Source organism: Rhizobium leguminosarum bv. trifolii WSM2297 (assembly GCF_000271845.1).
Genome location: NZ_JH719393.1, coordinates 343527 through 361812 on the forward strand (window position 1 = coordinate 343527; position 18286 = coordinate 361812).

General features: G+C 61.6%; 14 protein-coding genes. 11 read left to right on the forward strand and 3 right to left on the reverse strand.

Annotated features, from left to right (window positions below):
• Positions 1-15 precede the first annotated feature (15 nt).
• Genes RLEG4DRAFT_RS05420 through RLEG4DRAFT_RS05440 form a run of 5 tightly spaced genes read left to right on the forward strand, consistent with a single transcriptional unit; the run spans position 16 to position 5617 of the window.
• Positions 16-1110, forward strand: coding sequence for a glycoside hydrolase family 88/105 protein (locus RLEG4DRAFT_RS05420; protein ID WP_003575900.1), 1095 nt, complete (start codon positions 16-18; stop codon positions 1108-1110).
• Positions 1107-2471 carry a glycoside hydrolase family 28 protein gene (locus RLEG4DRAFT_RS05425; protein WP_003575902.1) on the forward strand — a complete coding sequence of 455 codons (1365 nt, stop codon included), beginning with the start codon at positions 1107-1109 and terminating at the stop codon, positions 2469-2471. The genes RLEG4DRAFT_RS05420 and RLEG4DRAFT_RS05425 overlap by 4 nt, the downstream gene beginning before the upstream one ends.
• Entirely contained in the window at positions 2459-3565 is a 1107-nt protein-coding gene (locus tag RLEG4DRAFT_RS05430) for an ABC transporter ATP-binding protein (protein WP_003575904.1), read from the forward strand. Before RLEG4DRAFT_RS05425 ends, RLEG4DRAFT_RS05430 begins: the two co-directional genes overlap by 13 nt.
• A 2-nt stretch (positions 3566-3567) precedes the next feature.
• Complete coding sequence (locus RLEG4DRAFT_RS05435) at positions 3568-4557, forward strand: carbohydrate ABC transporter permease (RefSeq protein ID WP_003575906.1); 990 nt, start codon at positions 3568-3570, stop codon at positions 4555-4557.
• Between the two features lie 13 nt (positions 4558-4570).
• On the forward strand, positions 4571-5617 hold the full coding sequence (locus RLEG4DRAFT_RS05440; protein WP_171898195.1) for a carbohydrate ABC transporter permease: 1047 nt from the start codon (positions 4571-4573) through the stop codon (positions 5615-5617).
• A 164-nt stretch (positions 5618-5781) separates the two neighbouring features.
• Here RLEG4DRAFT_RS05440 and RLEG4DRAFT_RS05445 read toward each other — a convergent pair whose 3' ends face one another.
• Positions 5782-6933 carry an ROK family transcriptional regulator gene (locus tag RLEG4DRAFT_RS05445; RefSeq protein WP_003575910.1) on the reverse strand — a complete coding sequence of 384 codons (1152 nt, stop codon included), beginning with the start codon at positions 6931-6933 and terminating at the stop codon, positions 5782-5784.
• Between the two features lie 171 nt (positions 6934-7104).
• Between RLEG4DRAFT_RS05445 and RLEG4DRAFT_RS05450 the strand changes: the two genes are divergently transcribed.
• Entirely contained in the window at positions 7105-8133 is a 1029-nt protein-coding gene (locus RLEG4DRAFT_RS05450) for an AraC family transcriptional regulator (RefSeq protein WP_003575912.1), read from the forward strand.
• A 34-nt stretch (positions 8134-8167) separates the two neighbouring features.
• On the opposite strand, the gene RLEG4DRAFT_RS05455 is transcribed toward RLEG4DRAFT_RS05450, so the two are convergent.
• Positions 8168-9205 carry a LacI family DNA-binding transcriptional regulator gene (locus RLEG4DRAFT_RS05455; protein WP_003575914.1) on the reverse strand — a complete coding sequence of 346 codons (1038 nt, stop codon included), beginning with the start codon at positions 9203-9205 and terminating at the stop codon, positions 8168-8170.
• A 177-nt stretch (positions 9206-9382) separates the two neighbouring features.
• Positions 9383-10015, reverse strand: coding sequence for a TetR/AcrR family transcriptional regulator (locus RLEG4DRAFT_RS05460; protein WP_003575916.1), 633 nt, complete (start codon positions 10013-10015; stop codon positions 9383-9385).
• A gap of 111 nt (positions 10016-10126) precedes the next feature.
• Here RLEG4DRAFT_RS05460 and RLEG4DRAFT_RS05465 point away from each other — a divergent pair, with 111 nt between their 5' ends.
• The 5 genes from RLEG4DRAFT_RS05465 (at position 10127) to RLEG4DRAFT_RS05485 (ending at position 18261) form a co-directional block, all read left to right on the forward strand.
• Positions 10127-11200 (forward strand): efflux RND transporter periplasmic adaptor subunit, encoded by a 1074-nt coding sequence (locus tag RLEG4DRAFT_RS05465; protein ID WP_003575917.1) that lies wholly within the window; start codon positions 10127-10129, stop codon positions 11198-11200.
• Positions 11197-12282, forward strand: a complete 1086-nt coding sequence (locus RLEG4DRAFT_RS05470; protein WP_003575921.1) for an efflux RND transporter periplasmic adaptor subunit — start codon at positions 11197-11199, stop codon at positions 12280-12282. Before RLEG4DRAFT_RS05465 ends, RLEG4DRAFT_RS05470 begins: the two co-directional genes overlap by 4 nt.
• Positions 12279-15350, forward strand: coding sequence for an efflux RND transporter permease subunit (locus tag RLEG4DRAFT_RS05475; RefSeq protein WP_003575922.1), 3072 nt, complete (start codon positions 12279-12281; stop codon positions 15348-15350). The genes RLEG4DRAFT_RS05470 and RLEG4DRAFT_RS05475 overlap by 4 nt, the downstream gene beginning before the upstream one ends.
• Before the next feature lie 178 nt (positions 15351-15528).
• Entirely contained in the window at positions 15529-16683 is a 1155-nt protein-coding gene (locus RLEG4DRAFT_RS05480; protein ID WP_003575924.1) for an alpha/beta hydrolase, read from the forward strand.
• Between the two features lie 126 nt (positions 16684-16809).
• Positions 16810-18261 carry an NCS1 family nucleobase:cation symporter-1 gene (locus tag RLEG4DRAFT_RS05485; RefSeq protein WP_003575926.1) on the forward strand — a complete coding sequence of 484 codons (1452 nt, stop codon included), beginning with the start codon at positions 16810-16812 and terminating at the stop codon, positions 18259-18261.
• Positions 18262-18286 lie beyond the last annotated feature (25 nt).

An 18286-nucleotide genomic window follows, 5' to 3' on the forward strand; every position in this document is an offset into this window, starting at 1 on the left:
ACATAGGTCTCCAGCATGAACACAGCATCTGTCGACAACGCCGCCCTCCAGACGACGATCGATCGCGTGGCGACGGCTTTCAGCCGGCTCAGGGGCATCAAGGAAGGTCTCGTGACGGGAGGCGCCACCTCCGGAATTCAGTTCGACGAATGGGATTGGGAAGTCGGTGTTGGCCTTTACGGTTTCCTCAGACGCGCGATCTCCACCAATGATCAGAAGGCGTTGCAGGAGCTGGTCACCTGGTATGCCGCCCAGATCGAACGCGGCCTGCCGCCGCGCCAGATCAACAGCACGGCGCCGATGCTGCCGCTGGCAATCCTCGTCCAGCATGTCGACCGTCCCGATTTTCGCGCTCTCGTCGAGGACTGGGCCGAATGGCTCGTCAAGGAATTGCCGAAGACCGAAGAGGGTGGCTTTCAGCACGTCGTCAAGGAACGCCTCAACGATGGCGAATTGTGGGACGATACGCTGTTCATGGCCTGCCTCTTCCTTGCCCAGGCCGGCGTACTTTGCAGGCGCAACGACTGGATCGACGAAGCGGTCTACCAGTTCGTAATCCACACACGCTACCTCTCCGATCCGGTCAGCGGCCTCTGGTATCACGGCTGGACCTTCAACGGCCGGCACAATTTCGCCAAAGCCTTCTGGGCGCGTGGCAATGCCTGGATCACCGTCGCCATACCCGAACTCTTCGATCTCGTTCCCACCCTCGGCGAAAAAGACCGGCGTTTCCTATCGAACGTCCTCGTCAGCCAGGTGCGTTCGCTGAAGGCATATCAGCGGCCGGACGGAATGTTCACCACTCTACTGGACGACCCGACCTCGCCGCTGGAAACCTCGGCGACGGCAGGCATCGCCTATGGCATATTGCGGGCCATCGACGCCGGCATTCTTGACGAGAGCGACAGGGTTCATGCGGACCGCGCGCTCAAGGCCGTGCTGGCACAGATCGACGACGAAGGCGTCGTGCACGGCGTTTCCGATGGCACGCCGATGGGCCATGATCTCGATTTCTACCGGCGCATCCCGAACTTGCCGACGCCTTACGGCCAGGCGCTGACCATGCTGCTTCTGTCCGAAGTCCTGATCGAGAGTGGCCGCGGCCAATGAGTGCTCCCTCCCTCGTCTCGATCGAGTCGCTCGACGGCGACAATACCGATCGCCTGCAGGCGGCAATCGACGCTCTTTCGGCTTCCGGCGGCGGACGTCTGGAGCTCCTGGCGGGCACCCACATCTGCCGGGGGCTTCGGCTGCGCTCCGGCGTCGATCTGCACCTTGCCGCCGGCGCGATCATGCGTCCGGTTCCCGATTATGCGGCTTACGCGCATACGACGGTTTCGGTGATCGCCGAGAAGTCGGATCGCGGCATGATCGTCGCTAAAGATGCGCGGCGGATCAGCCTGACCGGGGAAGGGCGCATCGAAGCCGGCTGCGAGCGCTTCATCACGGGAGACGACGAGACTGTGGGAACCTTCATCCCGGCCGAATTCCGTCCCCGCGTCGCTGTCTTCGAGGGCTGCGACGAGGTCGAGATCAGCGCGCTGCATATCAGCCGCTCGCCGATGTGGACTCTGCATTTCGTCGACTGCACCGATGTCGCGGTCCGCAACGTCACCATCGAAAACGACCGACGTCTTCCCAATACGGACGGCATCGTGCTCGACGCATGCCGCGGCGCCGTCATCGAGGATTGCACGATATCGACGGCCGATGACGGCATATGCCTGAAGACGAGCATCGGTCCGCGGGGCGTCGCCATTGGCCGGTGCGAGAATATTCTTATTCGCCGCTGCTCCGTTCAGAGCCTCAGCTGTGCGCTGAAGATTGGCACGGAAACGCATGGCGACGTCACCAATGTTGTGTTCGAGGATTGCCGCGTCTCATCCTCCAACCGGGCACTCGGCATCTTCTCCCGCGACGGCGGCCGGATCTCGAACGTGAGGTTTTCGCGGATTGCGGTAGAGTGTCGCGAAACACTCGATGGTTTCTGGGGCTCGGGGGAGGCGCTGACCGTCAATGTCGTCGACCGTGTCGCCGAACGCCCCGCGGGCGCCATCGAAAACCTCATTGTCGAAGATGTGACCGGCCGTATGGAGGGGGCGATCACCATCATTGCTGCTGCGCCGTCGGGCATCCGGAACGTGTCGCTGGCCCGTATCGCCGTCGACCAACAGCCCGGACTACTCGGCACCGGGCGGAGCTACGACCTGCGCCCGACGAATGCCGACCTCGCGCCGACGGCCAATGGCGGTGGTCGTGCCAATGCCTGGACCCGCGGCTCCGACGGCCGGGTGATAGGACTGCAGGATTATCCAGGGGGAATGCCGGCCGTCTACGGGGCTGATGTCGCCGGGATCTTGATGAACGAGGTGCGGATCACGAGGCCGACACCGCTGCCGCAAGGCTGGAACGCAATCGACGTCGTCTTCGAAACGGCGGCACCTGATGGGAGTGGGGCATGGCAGAACTGAAACTTTCCACCGTCAACAAGTCATATGGCTCCGTCAAAGTCCTGCATGACGTCGAACTCGATATCAAGGACGGCGAGTTCGTCGTCTTCGTCGGCCCGTCGGGATGCGGCAAGTCGACCCTGCTGCGCGTGATTGCCGGCCTTGAAGAGGTGACGTCCGGCGGAATCGCCATCGGCAGCCGCGACGTCAGCGCCCTTTCGCCGGCCGAGCGCAAGATCGCCATGGTCTTCCAGTCCTACGCGCTTTATCCGCATATGAGCGTTCGCAAGAACCTCGCTTTCGGCCTTGAAAATCTGAAGTTCAAGCGCGCCGAGATCGAGGCGCGCATTGCTGAGGCGGCCCGGATGCTGGCGATCGAACCCTATCTCGACCGGCGTCCGAAGCAGCTTTCCGGCGGCCAGCGCCAGCGCGTAGCGATCGGCCGGGCGATCGTGCGCGAACCCGATATCTTTCTGTTCGACGAGCCGCTTTCCAATCTCGACGCGGCGTTGCGCGTCCAGACCCGGGCCGAGATCACCAAGCTCCATCGCGAGATCAAGACGACGATGATCTATGTCACGCACGACCAGGTCGAGGCGATGACGATGGCCGACAAGATCGTCGTGCTGCGCGCCGGACGGGTCGAGCAGGTCGGCGCGCCGCTCGAACTCTTCGATCACCCAAGCAATCTCTTTGTCGCCGGCTTCCTCGGTTCGCCGCGCATGAACATCATCAAGGGCAAGGTCGCAGCCATCACGGAAAGCGGCATCGCCATCGATGTCGCCAACGGCGGCAGGATCGCCAGCGATGTCGATCCTTCCGGCATTGCCGTGGGGCAGGAGGTTCTCGCCGGCATAAGGCCCGCACATTTCTCGCGCTCCAGCGGGCAGGGCCTGCCGTTCGTCGTGCAGTATCACGAGGGCCTGGGCACCGAGACCTATGTCTACGGCAATCTCGAGGGACAGGACGAGCAGATCATCATCCACGAGGCGGGCCATTTCGCGCCTCATCAGGGCGACCGGCTCGTCATCGATGCCGATCCCGCACGTGTTCATCTGTTCGATCCCAAAAGCGAACTTGCTTTTGCCCGTCGATCAGGACAGGGGAGGCGTTGACCATGGCTGCTGCTGGTGCATTGCTCTCCCAGGCGGGCGAAACGGCGATGAGGGTGGTCGAGGCTCCGATGAATGCGGTCGAGCGCATCTTCGGCCGCAAGCGCATGCCCTGGATGTTTCTGGCGCCGAACCTCATTCTGTTCGCCATCTTCACGTTTCTTCCGATCGCGATTGCGGTCGGCTACGCCTTCACCGGCGGCACCAATCTTTTCGTCTCGGAACGGCCCTTCGTCGGCTTCGACAATTTCCGCGCCCTGCTTTCCTGCGGCAATTATCTGCAGCCGGGAACCTGCCAGGAATCGCTGTTCTGGACGGCGGTTTGGAACACGCTCTGGTTCGTCGCATTGAACGTGACTGCCACGTTGCTGGTGGCGCTGATCACGGCGCTCATCCTCAACCGGGCGATCTTTGCACGCGGCTTCTTTCGGGCGATGTTCTTCTATCCCGTCCTGCTGTCGCCCGTCGTTATCGGCCTGATCTGGAAATGGTTCCTCGATCGCAACGGGCTGCTGAACGCCTTCTTCCAGATGATTGGCGTACCCCCGGAAATCTTCCTGCTCGATGTCGGCTGGTCGCGCTTCTTCGTCGTCGTGGTGTCGGTCTGGTTCCATATGGGCTTCTACACGCTCATCCTGCTCGCCGGTCTGCAGGCGATCCCGAAGGAACTCTACGAGGCAGCCTCGATCGATGCCGCTTCGCCGCGCCGGACTCTTTTCAGGATCACGTTGCCCCTGCTTGCGCCGAACCTGCTCGTCGTCTTCATCCTGTTGATGATCAAATCCGTGCAGATCTTCGACGAGGCCTGGGTTCTGACGAATGGCGGCGGCCCCGGCACGGCCAACAGCTTCATCGTCCAATATATCTACCAGATGGCCTTCAGCAGCGATCTCCGTCTCTTCGGCCTTGCCTCGGCCGCCTCGGTTCTCATGGGATTGGTGCTTCTGGTTCTCACCCTCATACAGTTGCGCCTCGGCAAGCGAATGGAGTCCTGAGATGAACAGCTCTATGAACCCGATCCGCTTTCTCGCGCGCACGCGCCGGGCGGGGCGCATCGACATCACCGATATATTGTCTTGGGTCTGGCTGATCGGCGGAACACTGGCAGTGCTCATTCCCGTCGTCTGGGCCGGCCTCTCCTCGTTGAAGCCGGCCGCCGAAATCACCCGCTTTCCGCCGACGCTGCTTCCGCGCGCCGCCGTGGAGCAGACCGTGCCCGGCTTCGACAAGCTGCTCAGCCTCTGGCAGGTCACTATCGACGGGCAGCCACGCGAGATGGCCATGGTGAGGCGCATCGGCCTCAAGGCGCAGATGGTCGATCCCGCAAGTCCAGGACCTCCCGTCAGCGTCGATGTGAAAGGGATCACGCCGGTCCAGCACCTGACCGTCGCGACCGAGAATTACACCGATCCGCTCACGCGCTTCAGCTTCCTGACTTTTTTGAAGAATTCGGTGTTCGTCACTGTGGTTGCGACGCTTCTGACGCTTGTTGTCAACGCCCTGGCGGCCTTTGCGCTGTCGAAATACAAGTTTCGTGGCGACACGACGGTTTTCGTCATCATCATCTCGACACTGATGATCCCGCTCGCCGTCGTCATGGTGCCTGCCTATCTCGTCATCGTCGGGGTGGGGCTCGCCGACAATCTCTGGGGCGTCATCCTGCCGACGATCGCCTCTCCGACCGCCGTCTTCCTGCTGCGACAATATATGCTGACCATCCCGGACGAACTCATAGAGGCGGCACGCGTCGACGCGGCAAGCGAATTCTGCATCTTCTGGCGCATCATCCTGCCGCTGACGGCGCCTGCTCTCGCGGTGCTGGCGATCTTTTCCGTGCTCTGGCGCTGGAACGACTTCCTCTGGCCGCTCATCGTTCTCAACAGCCGCGTGAATTTCACCCTGCAGGTCGGCCTCAACGCCTTCCAGGGAGAGTTCTCGGTGCAGTGGCACTATATCCTGGCGATGACCTTCCTCAGCCTGCTGCCCGTCACCGTCGTCTTCCTGTTCCTGCAGAAATACATCACCACCGGCATCGCCGGAACCGGGATGAAATGAGGGGCGAGGCGGGAAATAGACCTACTCCCAAGATCGGATACCCCTCCCTCCTGGCTGAAGCGTGTCGCGTAGAATTTGATTTGCGCGGTGCGCTTTGAGCGTAATTTTGTTCATGGCTCGGAAGCTCGACGTTTGGTCATCGAGGCGCCGCAGCCCGTGAGAGATTACAAAACGGTTTCGAAGAGCGGGATCAAGGCTGCGCCGATAGCGCCGGGGGCGTCGATGATCTTTGCCACGGCAAGGCTTGGAACGTCGCGCAATACGCCGTGCCGAGGCAGGTTGTTGAATTCGGTTCGTTCGATAAGCATTCTCGCAAGCGAATGCGGAAGCTCGCCGCCAAGGACGATGAGGGCGGGGTCGAATATCGCGCAGATCGCATTGATGGCGCGATTGTGGGCCGGCATGACGCGGTCGACCCATTCACGGACGCCATCCCAATCCACCAGCTTTTCATTCTTCAGATCCTTGAGGGTCAGGTCCGAGCGCCCCTTGCTGCGAAGATATTCGAGCAATTGGCCGAGTGCGGGTCGGTCGTCATAGTCCTGACGCGCGAACAGAACGGAGAATTCGCCGGCGTTGCCGAAACTGCCGCGAAACGGCATGCCTCCGGAAACCAGGCCGCCGCCGTAGCCATGAAGATGGGCAATATAGGCGAAGTCCGCGACATCCCGGCCAACCCCGAAAATCGCTTCCGCCAAAGCAGCGGTCCTGGCGACATTGTCTGCCCAGACCGGCAGGCCAAGCTGCTCTCCAAGCAAAGGCGCCAAGTCTATCAGCGACCAATGAGCGAGCGGCAGAGGACAGTTGAAGGCCGTGTCCAGCATGCGGTGGCCGGCGACTGCCAGGCCGACGCCGAGGACGTCGCGCCGTTTGGCGCCCTGGCGGGCGAGAATGTCCTCGACCGCTGCTTCAATCCGTTCCAGCTCCGCCGACAGCGAGTCGCCTGCTTGCGGGATTTCCATGTTTTCCAAAGGCTCGCCGAAGCCCATGAGACAAAGGCCGATCGAGCCGACGTTCACGGAAATGCCAAGTGTCAGACACCACTCGCTTCGAAGGGTCAGCTTTGGGCTGGGCGGACCGGGCCGCCGGCCTTCCGAATACGAAAAGACGATCATTCCTCGCTCATGAAGCCGGGCGACGATCCTGTGCAAGGATTGCTGCGTGAGATCGAGCGGCTCGGTAAGGTCTGAGCGCTCGATCCCGGGAGACTTCCAAATCAACCGCAAGAGGTCCCGTTCGTTGCGGGAGGCAACCCGCGCCGGTTGTACGTCTCGCAAAAAATGTGCGTCGACATGGTTTAGAGGACCGTACTTCATTTTCTGATCGTTTTGATTTACACTGTAGGTGTGAAGATGAAGGAGGGGACGCTTTATTTCCATCAGATGCAAGTAAATTCATCCATGGGTTGGCGCTCCTGCTTACCTCATCGAGATTGGTCAGGCCAGTCGAGATGACGTCTCGCGTGGCTGGGATAGGAATCGAGTTGCATGATTTCATTGAGACCGGAAAATACAGCCCGCGTGCTTGAGCCTGAGGGTTATGGTTTTGTGCCGACACATGAAGGCAGAAGCTTCGAATCGATGGTTCAAGCCTTCTCGACAGGATATGGGGCTTTTGGCGCACAGCCGTTAAGTAGTGACCGGACCTTTGCCTGGGCGGCGGACTTGAGGAGGACCGAAGCATTCACGCTAATTCATTCGGTCTACCAGAGCTCCTGGACAATCCGAACGCTCGACGAAACTCCGCAACATCTTGCGTTTTACCTGCCGCAGACGGGATCGTTTCGATTGTCCATTGGAAAAAGGATGGTTGAAAGTGGAGCGGGTCATCTGCTCATGGCCAACAATCATGAGGCCGGTGATCGCGTCGTCCAAGGCCCGCATCGCTCGGACGCTCTCTTCCTGGACTGGCAAGTCGTGAAGCGGATGCTCGTTTCGCTGGTGGAAGCGCCGCTTTGCGAATCGCTCGACCTGGAACCCATCCTGGATCTCGCGACACAGTCGGGCCAACTTATCGGCAACCTGGTGCAGACGATCGTGCAGGGCATGCGCGACGGTGGTCCGCTTTTGTCTTCCCCTCTCGCCATGGCGACGATGAGTGAAACGCTCGCGCATCTCGTAATCCGATTTGGCCACCACCGGTTGTCCGGCCATCTGGAAAGGAAGAAAGTGTCGTTGGTTGCGCCCTGGCATGTCCGGCGTGCCATCGACTATATGCACGCCAATATCGCTGAGCCTCTCACCATGACGATGGTTGCCGACGATGTCGGCGTTTCACTTCGCGCGCTGCAGACGGGCTTCAAAGCCTTCAGGGGAACCTCGCCGGCGGGTTACCTGCGCACGATCCGGCTGCAGGCGGCCCGGGAGCAATTGCGGGATCCAACGAATCAGCGGTCCGTCCGCGAAATCTGCATGATATGGGGGTTCGCACATGCAGGCAGATTCTCGATAATCTACCGCAGCACTTTTGGTGAAAGCCCGCGGGATACACGCCTGCGTGCGGAGCGCTTGCGTTAGAGCCTTTCGGGATTCTGCCACCTTCCGGCGGGTTTTAGCGCGGCGGCGCGATGCTGCCGCGCAGGACGAGGTGGCATCCAAGTTCCAGGCGATGGGCCGGCCGCTGCGGGTCATTGGCGATCAGTCTCTGTTCGATGAGCGCCAAGGCGGCAGCGCCGAGCTTGTCGGTGGGAACGCTGACGGTTGAAAGCGGCGGACGGCTGAATTCGCCGGGGACGATATCGTCAAAGCCCAGCACCGAGATTGCTTCGGGCACGCCTATGTCGCGATCCGCCAAGGCCTTCAAGCAGCCGAGCGCCAGATTGTCGGCGGCGCAGAAGACGGCGGTGGCGCCTTTCATCGTGGAATCGCGATCGAGCAGCGCGTTGATGGCAGCCTCTCCGTGACGAGGCTCATAACCTTCGGCCTCCACGATCATGTCGTGGGGCACGGGAAGCTGGGCGGCGAAATAGGCATCGGAAAAGCCGTCAAATCTGCGCTGGATCGTCGTGCGGCCCTTCCAGGTCAGGTGCAGGATGCGGCGATGTCCGAGCGCCAGCAGGTGTTCGATGCCGAGCCGCGCCCCGAATCGGTTTTCCGGTGTCACCGTATCGACCAGCATGGCGGGATCCTCGCCGTTGACGATGACGACGGGCATATCAGGGGAGGAGAGGCTACGGATCAGTTCCGGCTGATCGTCATTGAGGACCACGATACCGTCGGCGCGCTCGGAGAGCGCGATCTGTCTGACCTGAGCGCCGTCGATGCGCCGGCCGGTGCTGACGAAAGGCACGATCCGGATGCCGCGACGCTCGCACTCCTTCCTGAGACCGTTGAGGATCGTCCAGCTTACCAGGTTGAGGTCGCTCTCCGGCGCTGCATCGCCCGGAATGGCGAGAACCAGGACGCGAAGCGCCGCGATCGTCGCCTTCTTCCTGCGGCGGTCGAGATAACCCAGTCGCTTGGCCGAATTCAGCACCCGTTCGCGCACTTCGACCGTCAGCGGCGCGGTTCCGTTCAGCGCGTGCGAGGCCGTGCTCAGCGATACATCAGCGTCGCGCGCGACATCCTTGAGATTGACTTTGCGTTCCACTTTATTCCGTCGCGAATTGAGGTCGTGCCTTCGAAGGCGCAAGCTAACTCGATGTTTTCACATAAAGACTTCAGAAAAGCTACTCGTACCGGGGCCTATTTTTCGGCTTTCGGCGAAATCCGGTCACAGCGCTTGCGCAACCGAGAGGTGATCGCGAGCGCTCGGAGCCATTGGCGATCAGTGAGGCTTGGTGAGCAGACCGTTGAAGAGCAGATCGAAATAGGTCCGCAGGAAGTCCTCCTTGTTGGGGGTGGGCACCCGGCGGTCGTCGAATATCAGCCGCAGAACCGTCGTCGTCAGGATGGGGGCAACAACGATGTCGGAGAATGCCACCGGGATTTCGCGAAACTCCCCCGACGCCATTCCCTCCAGAAGAAGGCCGTCGATCTTGGCGATGATCGGCGCGATGAACTCATCATGGTGGCGGTCGATCAGGTCGGGGAACCGCTGGCCTTCCGCAATGACCAGCCGAACCAGTTCGCGGGTCGTGCGGTCCTCGGCGATTTGCTCGTAAAGCAGGCTCAGAATGGACATCAGCCTGTCGGCAGCCTTGCCGCTCAACCCGCCAGCGATCCCCAGCAACTCCTGGAACGGTACGGAGAAGTGGTTAATCATGGCTTCGAAGAGCTCTTCCTTGGTGTCGAAATAGACGTAGACCGTGCCCTTGGTGACACCGACCCTGTCGGCGATATCTTCGACACGGGTTCCGGCAAAACCGCATTTGACGAATTCCTCGAAGGCGGCATCCAGAATTTGGATGGGCCGTAATGCCTTCTGTTCCGCGCGTGTGAGCTTCTTTTGAGCTGCCATTTCCTATGTCCCCCGTTGTTGCGCGCGCCGTCGTCCCTGCGACGCAAAGTTTCATTGACTAATTCGTCAGTCAATTATATAGCAGCTGCCGTTGAGAGCAAGAGGTCAACTATGAGAACCATTCTGATCGCCACCGCGATCGTATGCGCCGTCGGTCTCGGATCATGCAGCGATTCGGGCGGGCCGATCGAGCCGACCCCGCGGCAGGTCGGCGTCGTCGAGGCCAAATCTGAGCCGCTGGCTAAGGGCGGCGCGCTCACCGGAGAAGTCCGGGCCCGTATTCAGACCGACCTGTCCTTCCGTGTCAGCGGCAAGATTGTCGAGCGGCTGGTGGAGGTGGGGCAGTCCGTGAAGGCGGGGCAGGTCCTGGCGCGCATCGATCCGGAAGAACAGAAAGCCGACCTGGACGTGGCTGCCGCCAATCTTCAGTCCGCCGAGGCGCAGCAAACCCAAGCGCAGCTTGCATTCGACCGGCAGCAGAGCCTGTTTAAAACCCAGGTGACGACGCGTGCCGCGCTCGACCAGGCGCAGGAGGCGCTTCTGACGGCGCAGGCATCGACGAAGTCGGCGCAGGCGCTCTTTGAAACCGCGCAGGACACCCTCTCTTACACGGAGCTGAAGGCGGACGCCGACGGCATCATCACCGCCCGTAATGCCGAGGTCGGGCAGGTGGCGCAGGCGGCCCAGGTCGTCTTCACCCTTGCCCATGACGGCGACCGGGATGCCGTCTTTGAAGTGGTCGAGAGCGCCTTTCTGCGCCCGATCGACGGCGACGGCACCGTGGCCCTGCTGTCGGACCCTTCGCAGAAGATCACGGCGAAGGTGCGCGAGATTTCGCCGACGATCGATTCTTCCACCGGCACCATCAGGGTCAAGGTCGCAATATCGAGCGACGCTCCCATTCCGCTCGGCGCTCCCGTCGTCGGAAAATTCAATTACGTCCCGCAGGACGTCATTCAGCTGCCCTGGTCGGCCATGACCTCCAAGGCCGGCAAGCCGGCCGTCTGGATCGTCGATCCCGCATCCTCTGAGGTCTCAGTGAGAGCGATCGACGTCGCCAGCTACGAGACCGGCAGCTTCATCGTCAAGTCTGGCGTGTCCGCAGGAGACGTCGTGGTGACCGACGGCACTAAATTCCTCAGGCCCGGCGAAATCGTGTCTTATGTCAAGGAAGCATCCAAGTGAGTATTCGTCCCAAGATAATCGCACTGATTGTGGGTACGGCCCTGATCTCCTCCTGCACCAAGCAGGAGGAGAGCACGGAGGAAGCGCCCCGTCCGGTGCTGTCGATGACAGTCAGGCAGACGCCCGCGACGAGCCTCGGCCTGACCGGCACGATCCAGCCGACGATCGAAACCGAGCTCGGCTTCCGGATCCTCGGTCGGATGATCGCCCGTAACGTCAATGTCGGAGATGTCGTCAAGAAGGGTGACGTCGTTGCCGCCATCGATCCGCTGGCGCTGGAGCTTGCCGTGCGCAGCGCTCAGTCCGACGTCGAGAACAGCGACGCCCAGCTTCGAAACGCCGTGACGACGGAACAGCGCCAGCGCGCGCTGGTGGAATCGCGCTCGGGCACGGAAGCCTCGCTAGAAGAGGCCGAACAAGCGAGACGGACGGCCGCGGCCGCCGTCGCCAAGGCGCAGGCCAATCTCGATAAGGCCAGAGAGCAGCTCGGCTACGCGCAGCTTCAGGCGGAATTCGACGGCGTGGTGACGACAACCTCGGCCGAGGTGGGACAGGTCGTCTCGGCCGGCCAGACTGTCGTCACAATCGCGCGGCCGGACAAACGCGACGCCGTGGTCGATGTGCCGCAGGGCGCCGCCCAGAAACTGAAAATCGGCGCGCCCTTCGAGGTGACGCTGCAGCTCGAACCGTCGATCCGCACGACGGGCGTCGTGCGCGAGATCGCGCCAGAGGCGGAAACCGCCACGCGCACGAGCAGAACCAAGATCGCGCTCGCCGATCCACCGGAAGCCTTCAGGCTCGGTGCGGTCATCACGGCCTCCGCAACGAGTGCCGTCGATCCCGAGATCGTGCTGCCTGCCTCGGCCATCCTTGCCGGCAGCGACGGCGCCAGCGTCTGGATCGTCGACGTAGCAGGAAAGAAGGTGGCGTTGCGCCCTGTGAAGATCGACGGCGACGTCGTCGAAGGCGGCACCGTCCGCGTCATCCAAGGGCTGGCTGCCGGAGAGCGGGTGGTCGTGGCAGGGGTACATAAACTTGAAGATGGCCAGGCCATCAGGATCGACCAGGAGATCAGCCAGTGAAGTCCTTCAATCTTTCCGACTGGGCGCTCGAACACCGTTCGCTCGTCTGGTACTTCATGATCGTCTTCATTCTCGCCGGCGCCTTCGCCTACCTGAACCTGGGCCGCGAGGAGGATCCGAATTTCACCATCAAGACGATGGTGATTACCGCGCAGTGGCCCGGCGCTTCGGCCGATGAGGTGACGCGGCAGGTGACCGACCGGATCGAGAAGAAGCTCCAGGAACTGGAATCGCTCGATTACACCAAGAGCCAGACCGTTGCCGGCCAGACGACCGTCTTCGTCGAACTGCTGCCGACGACGAAGGCTAAGGATGTCGCGCCGACCTGGCTGCGCATCCGCAACATGATCGCCGACATCCAGGGCGATTTTCCAACCGGTGTCGTCGGTCCCTTCTTCAATGATCGCTTCGGCGACGTGTTCGGCAATATCTATGCCTTCACCAGCGATGGACTGACCCAGCGGCAGCTTCGCGATCTCGTGGAAAATGCTCGATCTGAAGTTCTGACGGTGCCGAATGTCGGCAAGGTCGATGTGATCGGCGCCCAGGACGAGGCAATCTATCTCGAATTCTCCACGCGCCAGATCGCAGCCCTCGGCATCGACCAGCAGTCGGTCATCCAGACCCTGCAGGCGCAGAATGCCGTGACGCAATCCGGCTTCGTCGATGCCGGGCCGGAGCGTATTGCCTTGCGGGTGAGCGGACAGTTCACCTCCGAGGAAAGCCTGCGGTCGATCAACCTTCGCATTAACGACCGCTTCTTCCCGCTGACCGACGTCGCTACGATCAAGCGCGGTTACGTCGATCCGCCCTCGGCGCTGTTCCGCTTCAACGGAGAGCCCGCGATCGGGCTTGCCATCGGCATGAAGCAGGGCGCCAATCTCCTGCAGTTCGGCGAGGCGCTCGACGCGCAGATGAAACAGGTCGTCGCCGATCTTCCGATCGGCGTGGATGTCCACCGTGTTTCCGACCAGCCGCATGTCGTCGATGAAGCTGTCTCCGGCTTTACCCGCGCGCTTTTCGAAGCGATCGTCATCGTGCTCGTCATCAGCTTCATCAGCCTCGGCCTGCGCGCCGGCATGGTGGTGGCGATCTCCATCCCTCTCGTCCTCGCCATCACTTTCGTGGTGATGGAATATTCCGGCATTTCGCTCCAGCGCATCTCGCTCGGCGCACTCATCATTGCACTTGGGCTGCTTGTCGACGACGCCATGATCGCCGTCGAAATGATGGTGGCCCGCCTGGAGGCGGGCGACGATCTGAGGAAAGCTGCCACCTACGTCTATACATCGACGGCCTTTCCGATGCTGACGGGAACGCTGGTGACCGTCGCGGGCTTCATTCCGGTCGGTCTCAACAGTAGCGCCGCCGGCGAATTCACCTTTACGCTTTTCGTGGTCATTGCGGTTTCGCTTGTGGTGTCCTGGATCGTCGCCGTGCTGTTCACGCCGCTTCTCGGCGTCACGATCCTGCCGAAGACGATGAAGTCGCATCATGAAAAGAAGGGCCGCTTCGCCGCCGTCTTCTCCTGGCTGCTGAAGCTCGCCATGCGCTGGCGCTGGGTCACCATCATCCTGACGGTCGGCGTCTTCGCCCTTTCGGTCGGCGGCATGGGGCTGGTGCAGCAGCAGTTCTTCCCGAACTCGGACAGAACCGAGCTCGTTATCGACTGGAACCTGCCGCACAATAGCTCGATTGCCGAGACCAACAGGCAGATGGCCAAATTCGAAAAGGAGATTCTGGCCGACAACAAGGATATCGATCACTGGACAACCTATGTCGGCCAGGGCGCGCCGCGCTTCATCCTGTCCTTCGACGTGCAGACACCCGATGTCACCTTCGGCCAGACTATCATTGTCACCAAAGGCCTTGATGTGCGCGACAAGGTGCGGGCGGAGCTGCAGGACTATCTGACGAAGACCTTCCCCGGTACCGACGCCTTCGCGAAGCTTCTCGACATCGGCCCGCCGGTGGGCAAGCCGGTCCAGTACCGGATCACCGGCCCCGACATCCAAAAGGTGCGCGACATCTCCCAGCAATTTGCAGGTGTCGTCGGTTCGCATCCGCTGCTGTCGAACATGGTGCTCGACTGGAACGAGCCCTCCCGCGTCGTGAAGGTCGATGTGCTGCAGGACAAGGCGCGCCAGCTCGGCGTCTCCTCCGAGGATATTGCCACCGCCCTCAACGGCATCGTCGAAGGTTCCACGGCGACGCAGATCCGCGACGACATCTACCTGGTCAATGTCATCGGCCGGGCCAGGGCATCCGAGCGCGATTCCGTCCAGACGCTTGAGAACCTGCAGCTCTCCACTTCCAACGGCAAGGTCGTGCCGCTCTCGGCCGTGGCGAATTTCCGCTACGAGCTCGAGCAGCCGACGATCTGGCGTCGCGACCGGCAACCCACCATCACGCTCAAGGCGGCCGTCATCGGTTCGACGCAGCCGGCGACGATCGTCGAGCAGCTGAAGCCGAAGGTGGAGGAATTCCAGAAGAACCTTCCGGTGGGCTACAAGGTTGAAGTAGGTGGCGCCGTCGAATCCAGCGCCGAGGCGCAAGGGCCGATTGCGGCCGTGGCTCCGCTCATGCTGTTTACGATGGCGACGATCCTGATGATCCAGCTGCAGAGCTTCAGCCGCCTCTTCCTGGTCTTCGCGGTTGCGCCGACGGCCCTGATCGGCGTGGTCGCGGCGCTCTTGCTCAGCAATTCGCCCATGGGCTTCGTCGCCATCCTCGGCATTCTGGCGCTGATCGGCATCCTGATCCGCAACTCCGTTATCCTCGTGGTGCAGATCGAGCATCTGCGCACCGAGGGCGTCCCGCCATGGCAGGCGGTCATCGAAGCGACCGAACACCGCATGCGGCCGATCATGCTGACGGCGGCGGCAGCAACCCTCGCCCTGATCCCGATCTCGCGCGAGATCTTCTGGGGGCCGATGGCCTACGCCATGATGGGCGGCATCGTCATCGGAACCGCTCTTACCCTGCTGTTCCTGCCGGCGCTCTATGTCGCGTGGTTCAGAATCCCAAGGGAGGAGGGTGCTCGGGCCGAAGCCACGGCAGAGGCATGAGACGGTCGACGGCCATCGCCTACGGCCGCCGCGGCGGTCGCTGCAACACGGGCCGCGGTGAAATGAGTGGGATGGCGAAGGCGATGCCATCCCACACCAGGGCGGGAAAGACATGCCGGATGGCGAGACGGGCGGAGCCATGCGCCCAAATGCCATTGATCTCCACGGGAGCGGATCGATGACGAAAGAGTATCCCCAGGGGCTGCCGAAGGCCGTCCCGACTATCATCGTCGCGATAAGCCTGGCGATGCTTGCAGGCTGCGCCACCAGGCCATCGCCTGAGGTCTTGACGCCTGTTCATCTCAGCGAGCCACTTCATTCCGAAGCGGTTCCGGACAGGGTAAGCGTGCTCGTTGCGACCAACAGAACCCCCGATCGCGTGCGGGGCGGGTTCGGCAGTGCATGGGCCGAGAAGCTGACCTATGAGCAATACGCGTTTTCGGTTCCTCCCGGCAGGAAGGATACTGTGATCACCTATCCCAAGGCGAGGCCGGATCCCGAACGGCAGTTTGCCGTCACTGAGCGCAAGCAATTGCCTAGGGATGCTTTCGTGCAGCAGGCGCTCGCCTCCGTGCAACCGGACGGGACAGTCGGCATCTTCGTCCATGGCTACAACTACAGTTACCAGGAGGCGCTTTACCGCACGGCCCAGATCGCCGCCGATGCGAAGATCCCGGGTGCTCCGATCCTGTTTTCCTGGCCTTCGGCAGCATCCGTCGCCGGATATGTCGCCGACCGCGACGCCGCGCTCGCCTCGCGCAGCGAACTCGATTCCCTCGTCACATCGCTCTCGGCATCGACCAAGGTGAAGCGCATCATCCTGTTCGGGCACAGCATGGGCGGGTTCCTGGTGATGGAAGCGGTGCGAGAGCTCAAGCTGCAGCATCGTGACGCCATCGTCGGCAAACTGGCTGTGGTGCTTGCCGCCCCGGACATCGACGTCGATGTCTTCCGGTCCCAGCTGAAAGACATCGGTCCAATGCCGATTCCGATCTCCCTTCTCGTTTCCAAGGATGACCGGGCGCTGGTGGCCTCGAGCTTCATCGCTGGGGAGCGGCCGCGCGTCGGCCGGCTCGATATCGACGATCCCGTCATTGAGGAGACCGCCCTGAAGGCACGGCTTCGGGTCATCGACATTACATCGATCCAGACGTCCGATGGGCTGGGCCACGACCGTTATGCTTCGCTCGCCAAGTTCGGCGCCCAGCTTGCCTCCTTCGAGAACGGCCGGCGCGCGACGGCCGGTGATGTCGGCGCCTTCGTCTTCGATGCCGCCGGCGCCGCAATCGCGAGTCCATTTCGGCTGGGCGGGCGTGCCGTTAGCTCGCAATAGATCGGCCGTCTGTACATCCGAGTTCCGCATTGTGTACAAAGTGACTATTAAATTGTCAGATGCCCAAATGAGGAGCAGACTTTCGTCTGTGGTCGAGTCGGCCTCAGGGAATATGGGAGGGCATTCATGGGCATACGAAATCCGTCTCCCTCGTTATACAACGAGGATCTTGCACCAGCCGAGGAGCGCAAATGGGGTGCATTCAGTATCTTTAACGTTTGGACATCTGATGTTCACAGCCTGTGGGGCTATTATCTGGCGGCGAGCCTGTTCCTGCTCTGCGGCAGCTTCGTGAACTTCGTCATCGCCATCGGCATCGGCTCCCTGGTGATCTTCCTTCTGATGAGCCTGGTCGGCAATGCCGGCGTGCGCACCGGCGTACCCTTTCCGGTTCTGGCACGTGCCTCCTTCGGCACGTTCGGCGCCAACGTTCCGGCTTTGGTGCGGGCCGTGGTTGCCTGTTTCTGGTACGGTGCGCAGACCGCCGCCGCATCCGGTGCGATCGTCGCTCTTCTGATCCGCAACGAGAGCCTGCTCGCCTTCCATCAGAACAGTCATATGCTCGGCCACTCCACCCTCGAACTCATCTGCTACGTCATCGTCTGGGCGCTGCAACTGCTCATCATCCAGCGCGGCATGGAAACGGTTCGCAAGTTCCAGGATTGGGCCGGTCCTGCCGTCTGGATCATGATGCTGATCCTGGCCGTCTATCTGGTCGTCAAGTCGGGCACCTTCTCCTTCGGTTCCGAGATCCCGCGCGACGTGCTGATCGAAAAGACCAAGGACGCCGGCGTGCCGGGCGAGCCCGGCTCATTTGCGGCGCTTGCCGCGGTGGCAGCCACCTGGATCACCTATTTCGCGGCGCTCTATCTGAACTTCTGCGATTTCTCGCGTTACGCAACCAGCGAAAAGGCGCTGCGCAAGGGCAATCTCTGGGGTTTGCCGATCAACCTTCTGGCATTCTGCCTCGTCGCAGGCGTCACGACCACGGCCGCCTTCACCGTATACGGCGAGGTGCTGCTGCATCCGGAAATGATATCGGCGAAATTCGAAAGCTGGTTCCTGGCGCTGCTTGCGGCGCTGACATTCGCGATCGCCACGCTCGGCATCAACGTCGTGGCGAATTTCGTCTCACCGGCCTTCGACTTCGCCAATGTCTTCCCGCGGCAGATCAACTTCAAACGCGGCGGATATATCGCCGCATTGATCGCCCTCGTGCTTTATCCGTTTGCTCCCTGGGAAACGGGTGCGGCGCATTTCGTCAACTTCATTGGGTCGACGATGGGGCCGATCTTCGGCATCATGATGGTGGACTACTATCTCATCCGGAAGAGCCAGCTGAACGTCGAGGCGCTCTACCACGAGAATGGAGAGTTCCGCTTCCAGAACGGCTGGCACGGCAACGCCTTCATCGCCTTTGTGGTCGGCGCCCTGTTCTCCTCGATCCTGCCGACCTTCACCAGCATCCTGCCGGATTGGTGGGGCACCTATGGCTGGTTCTTCGGCGTCGGAATCGGCGGGGCGATCTATTTCGTGCTGAGAATGGGCGCCCGGCGCAATCCAGCCTTTGCGGCATGACGAAATGAAAGGCGCCCGGCATTGC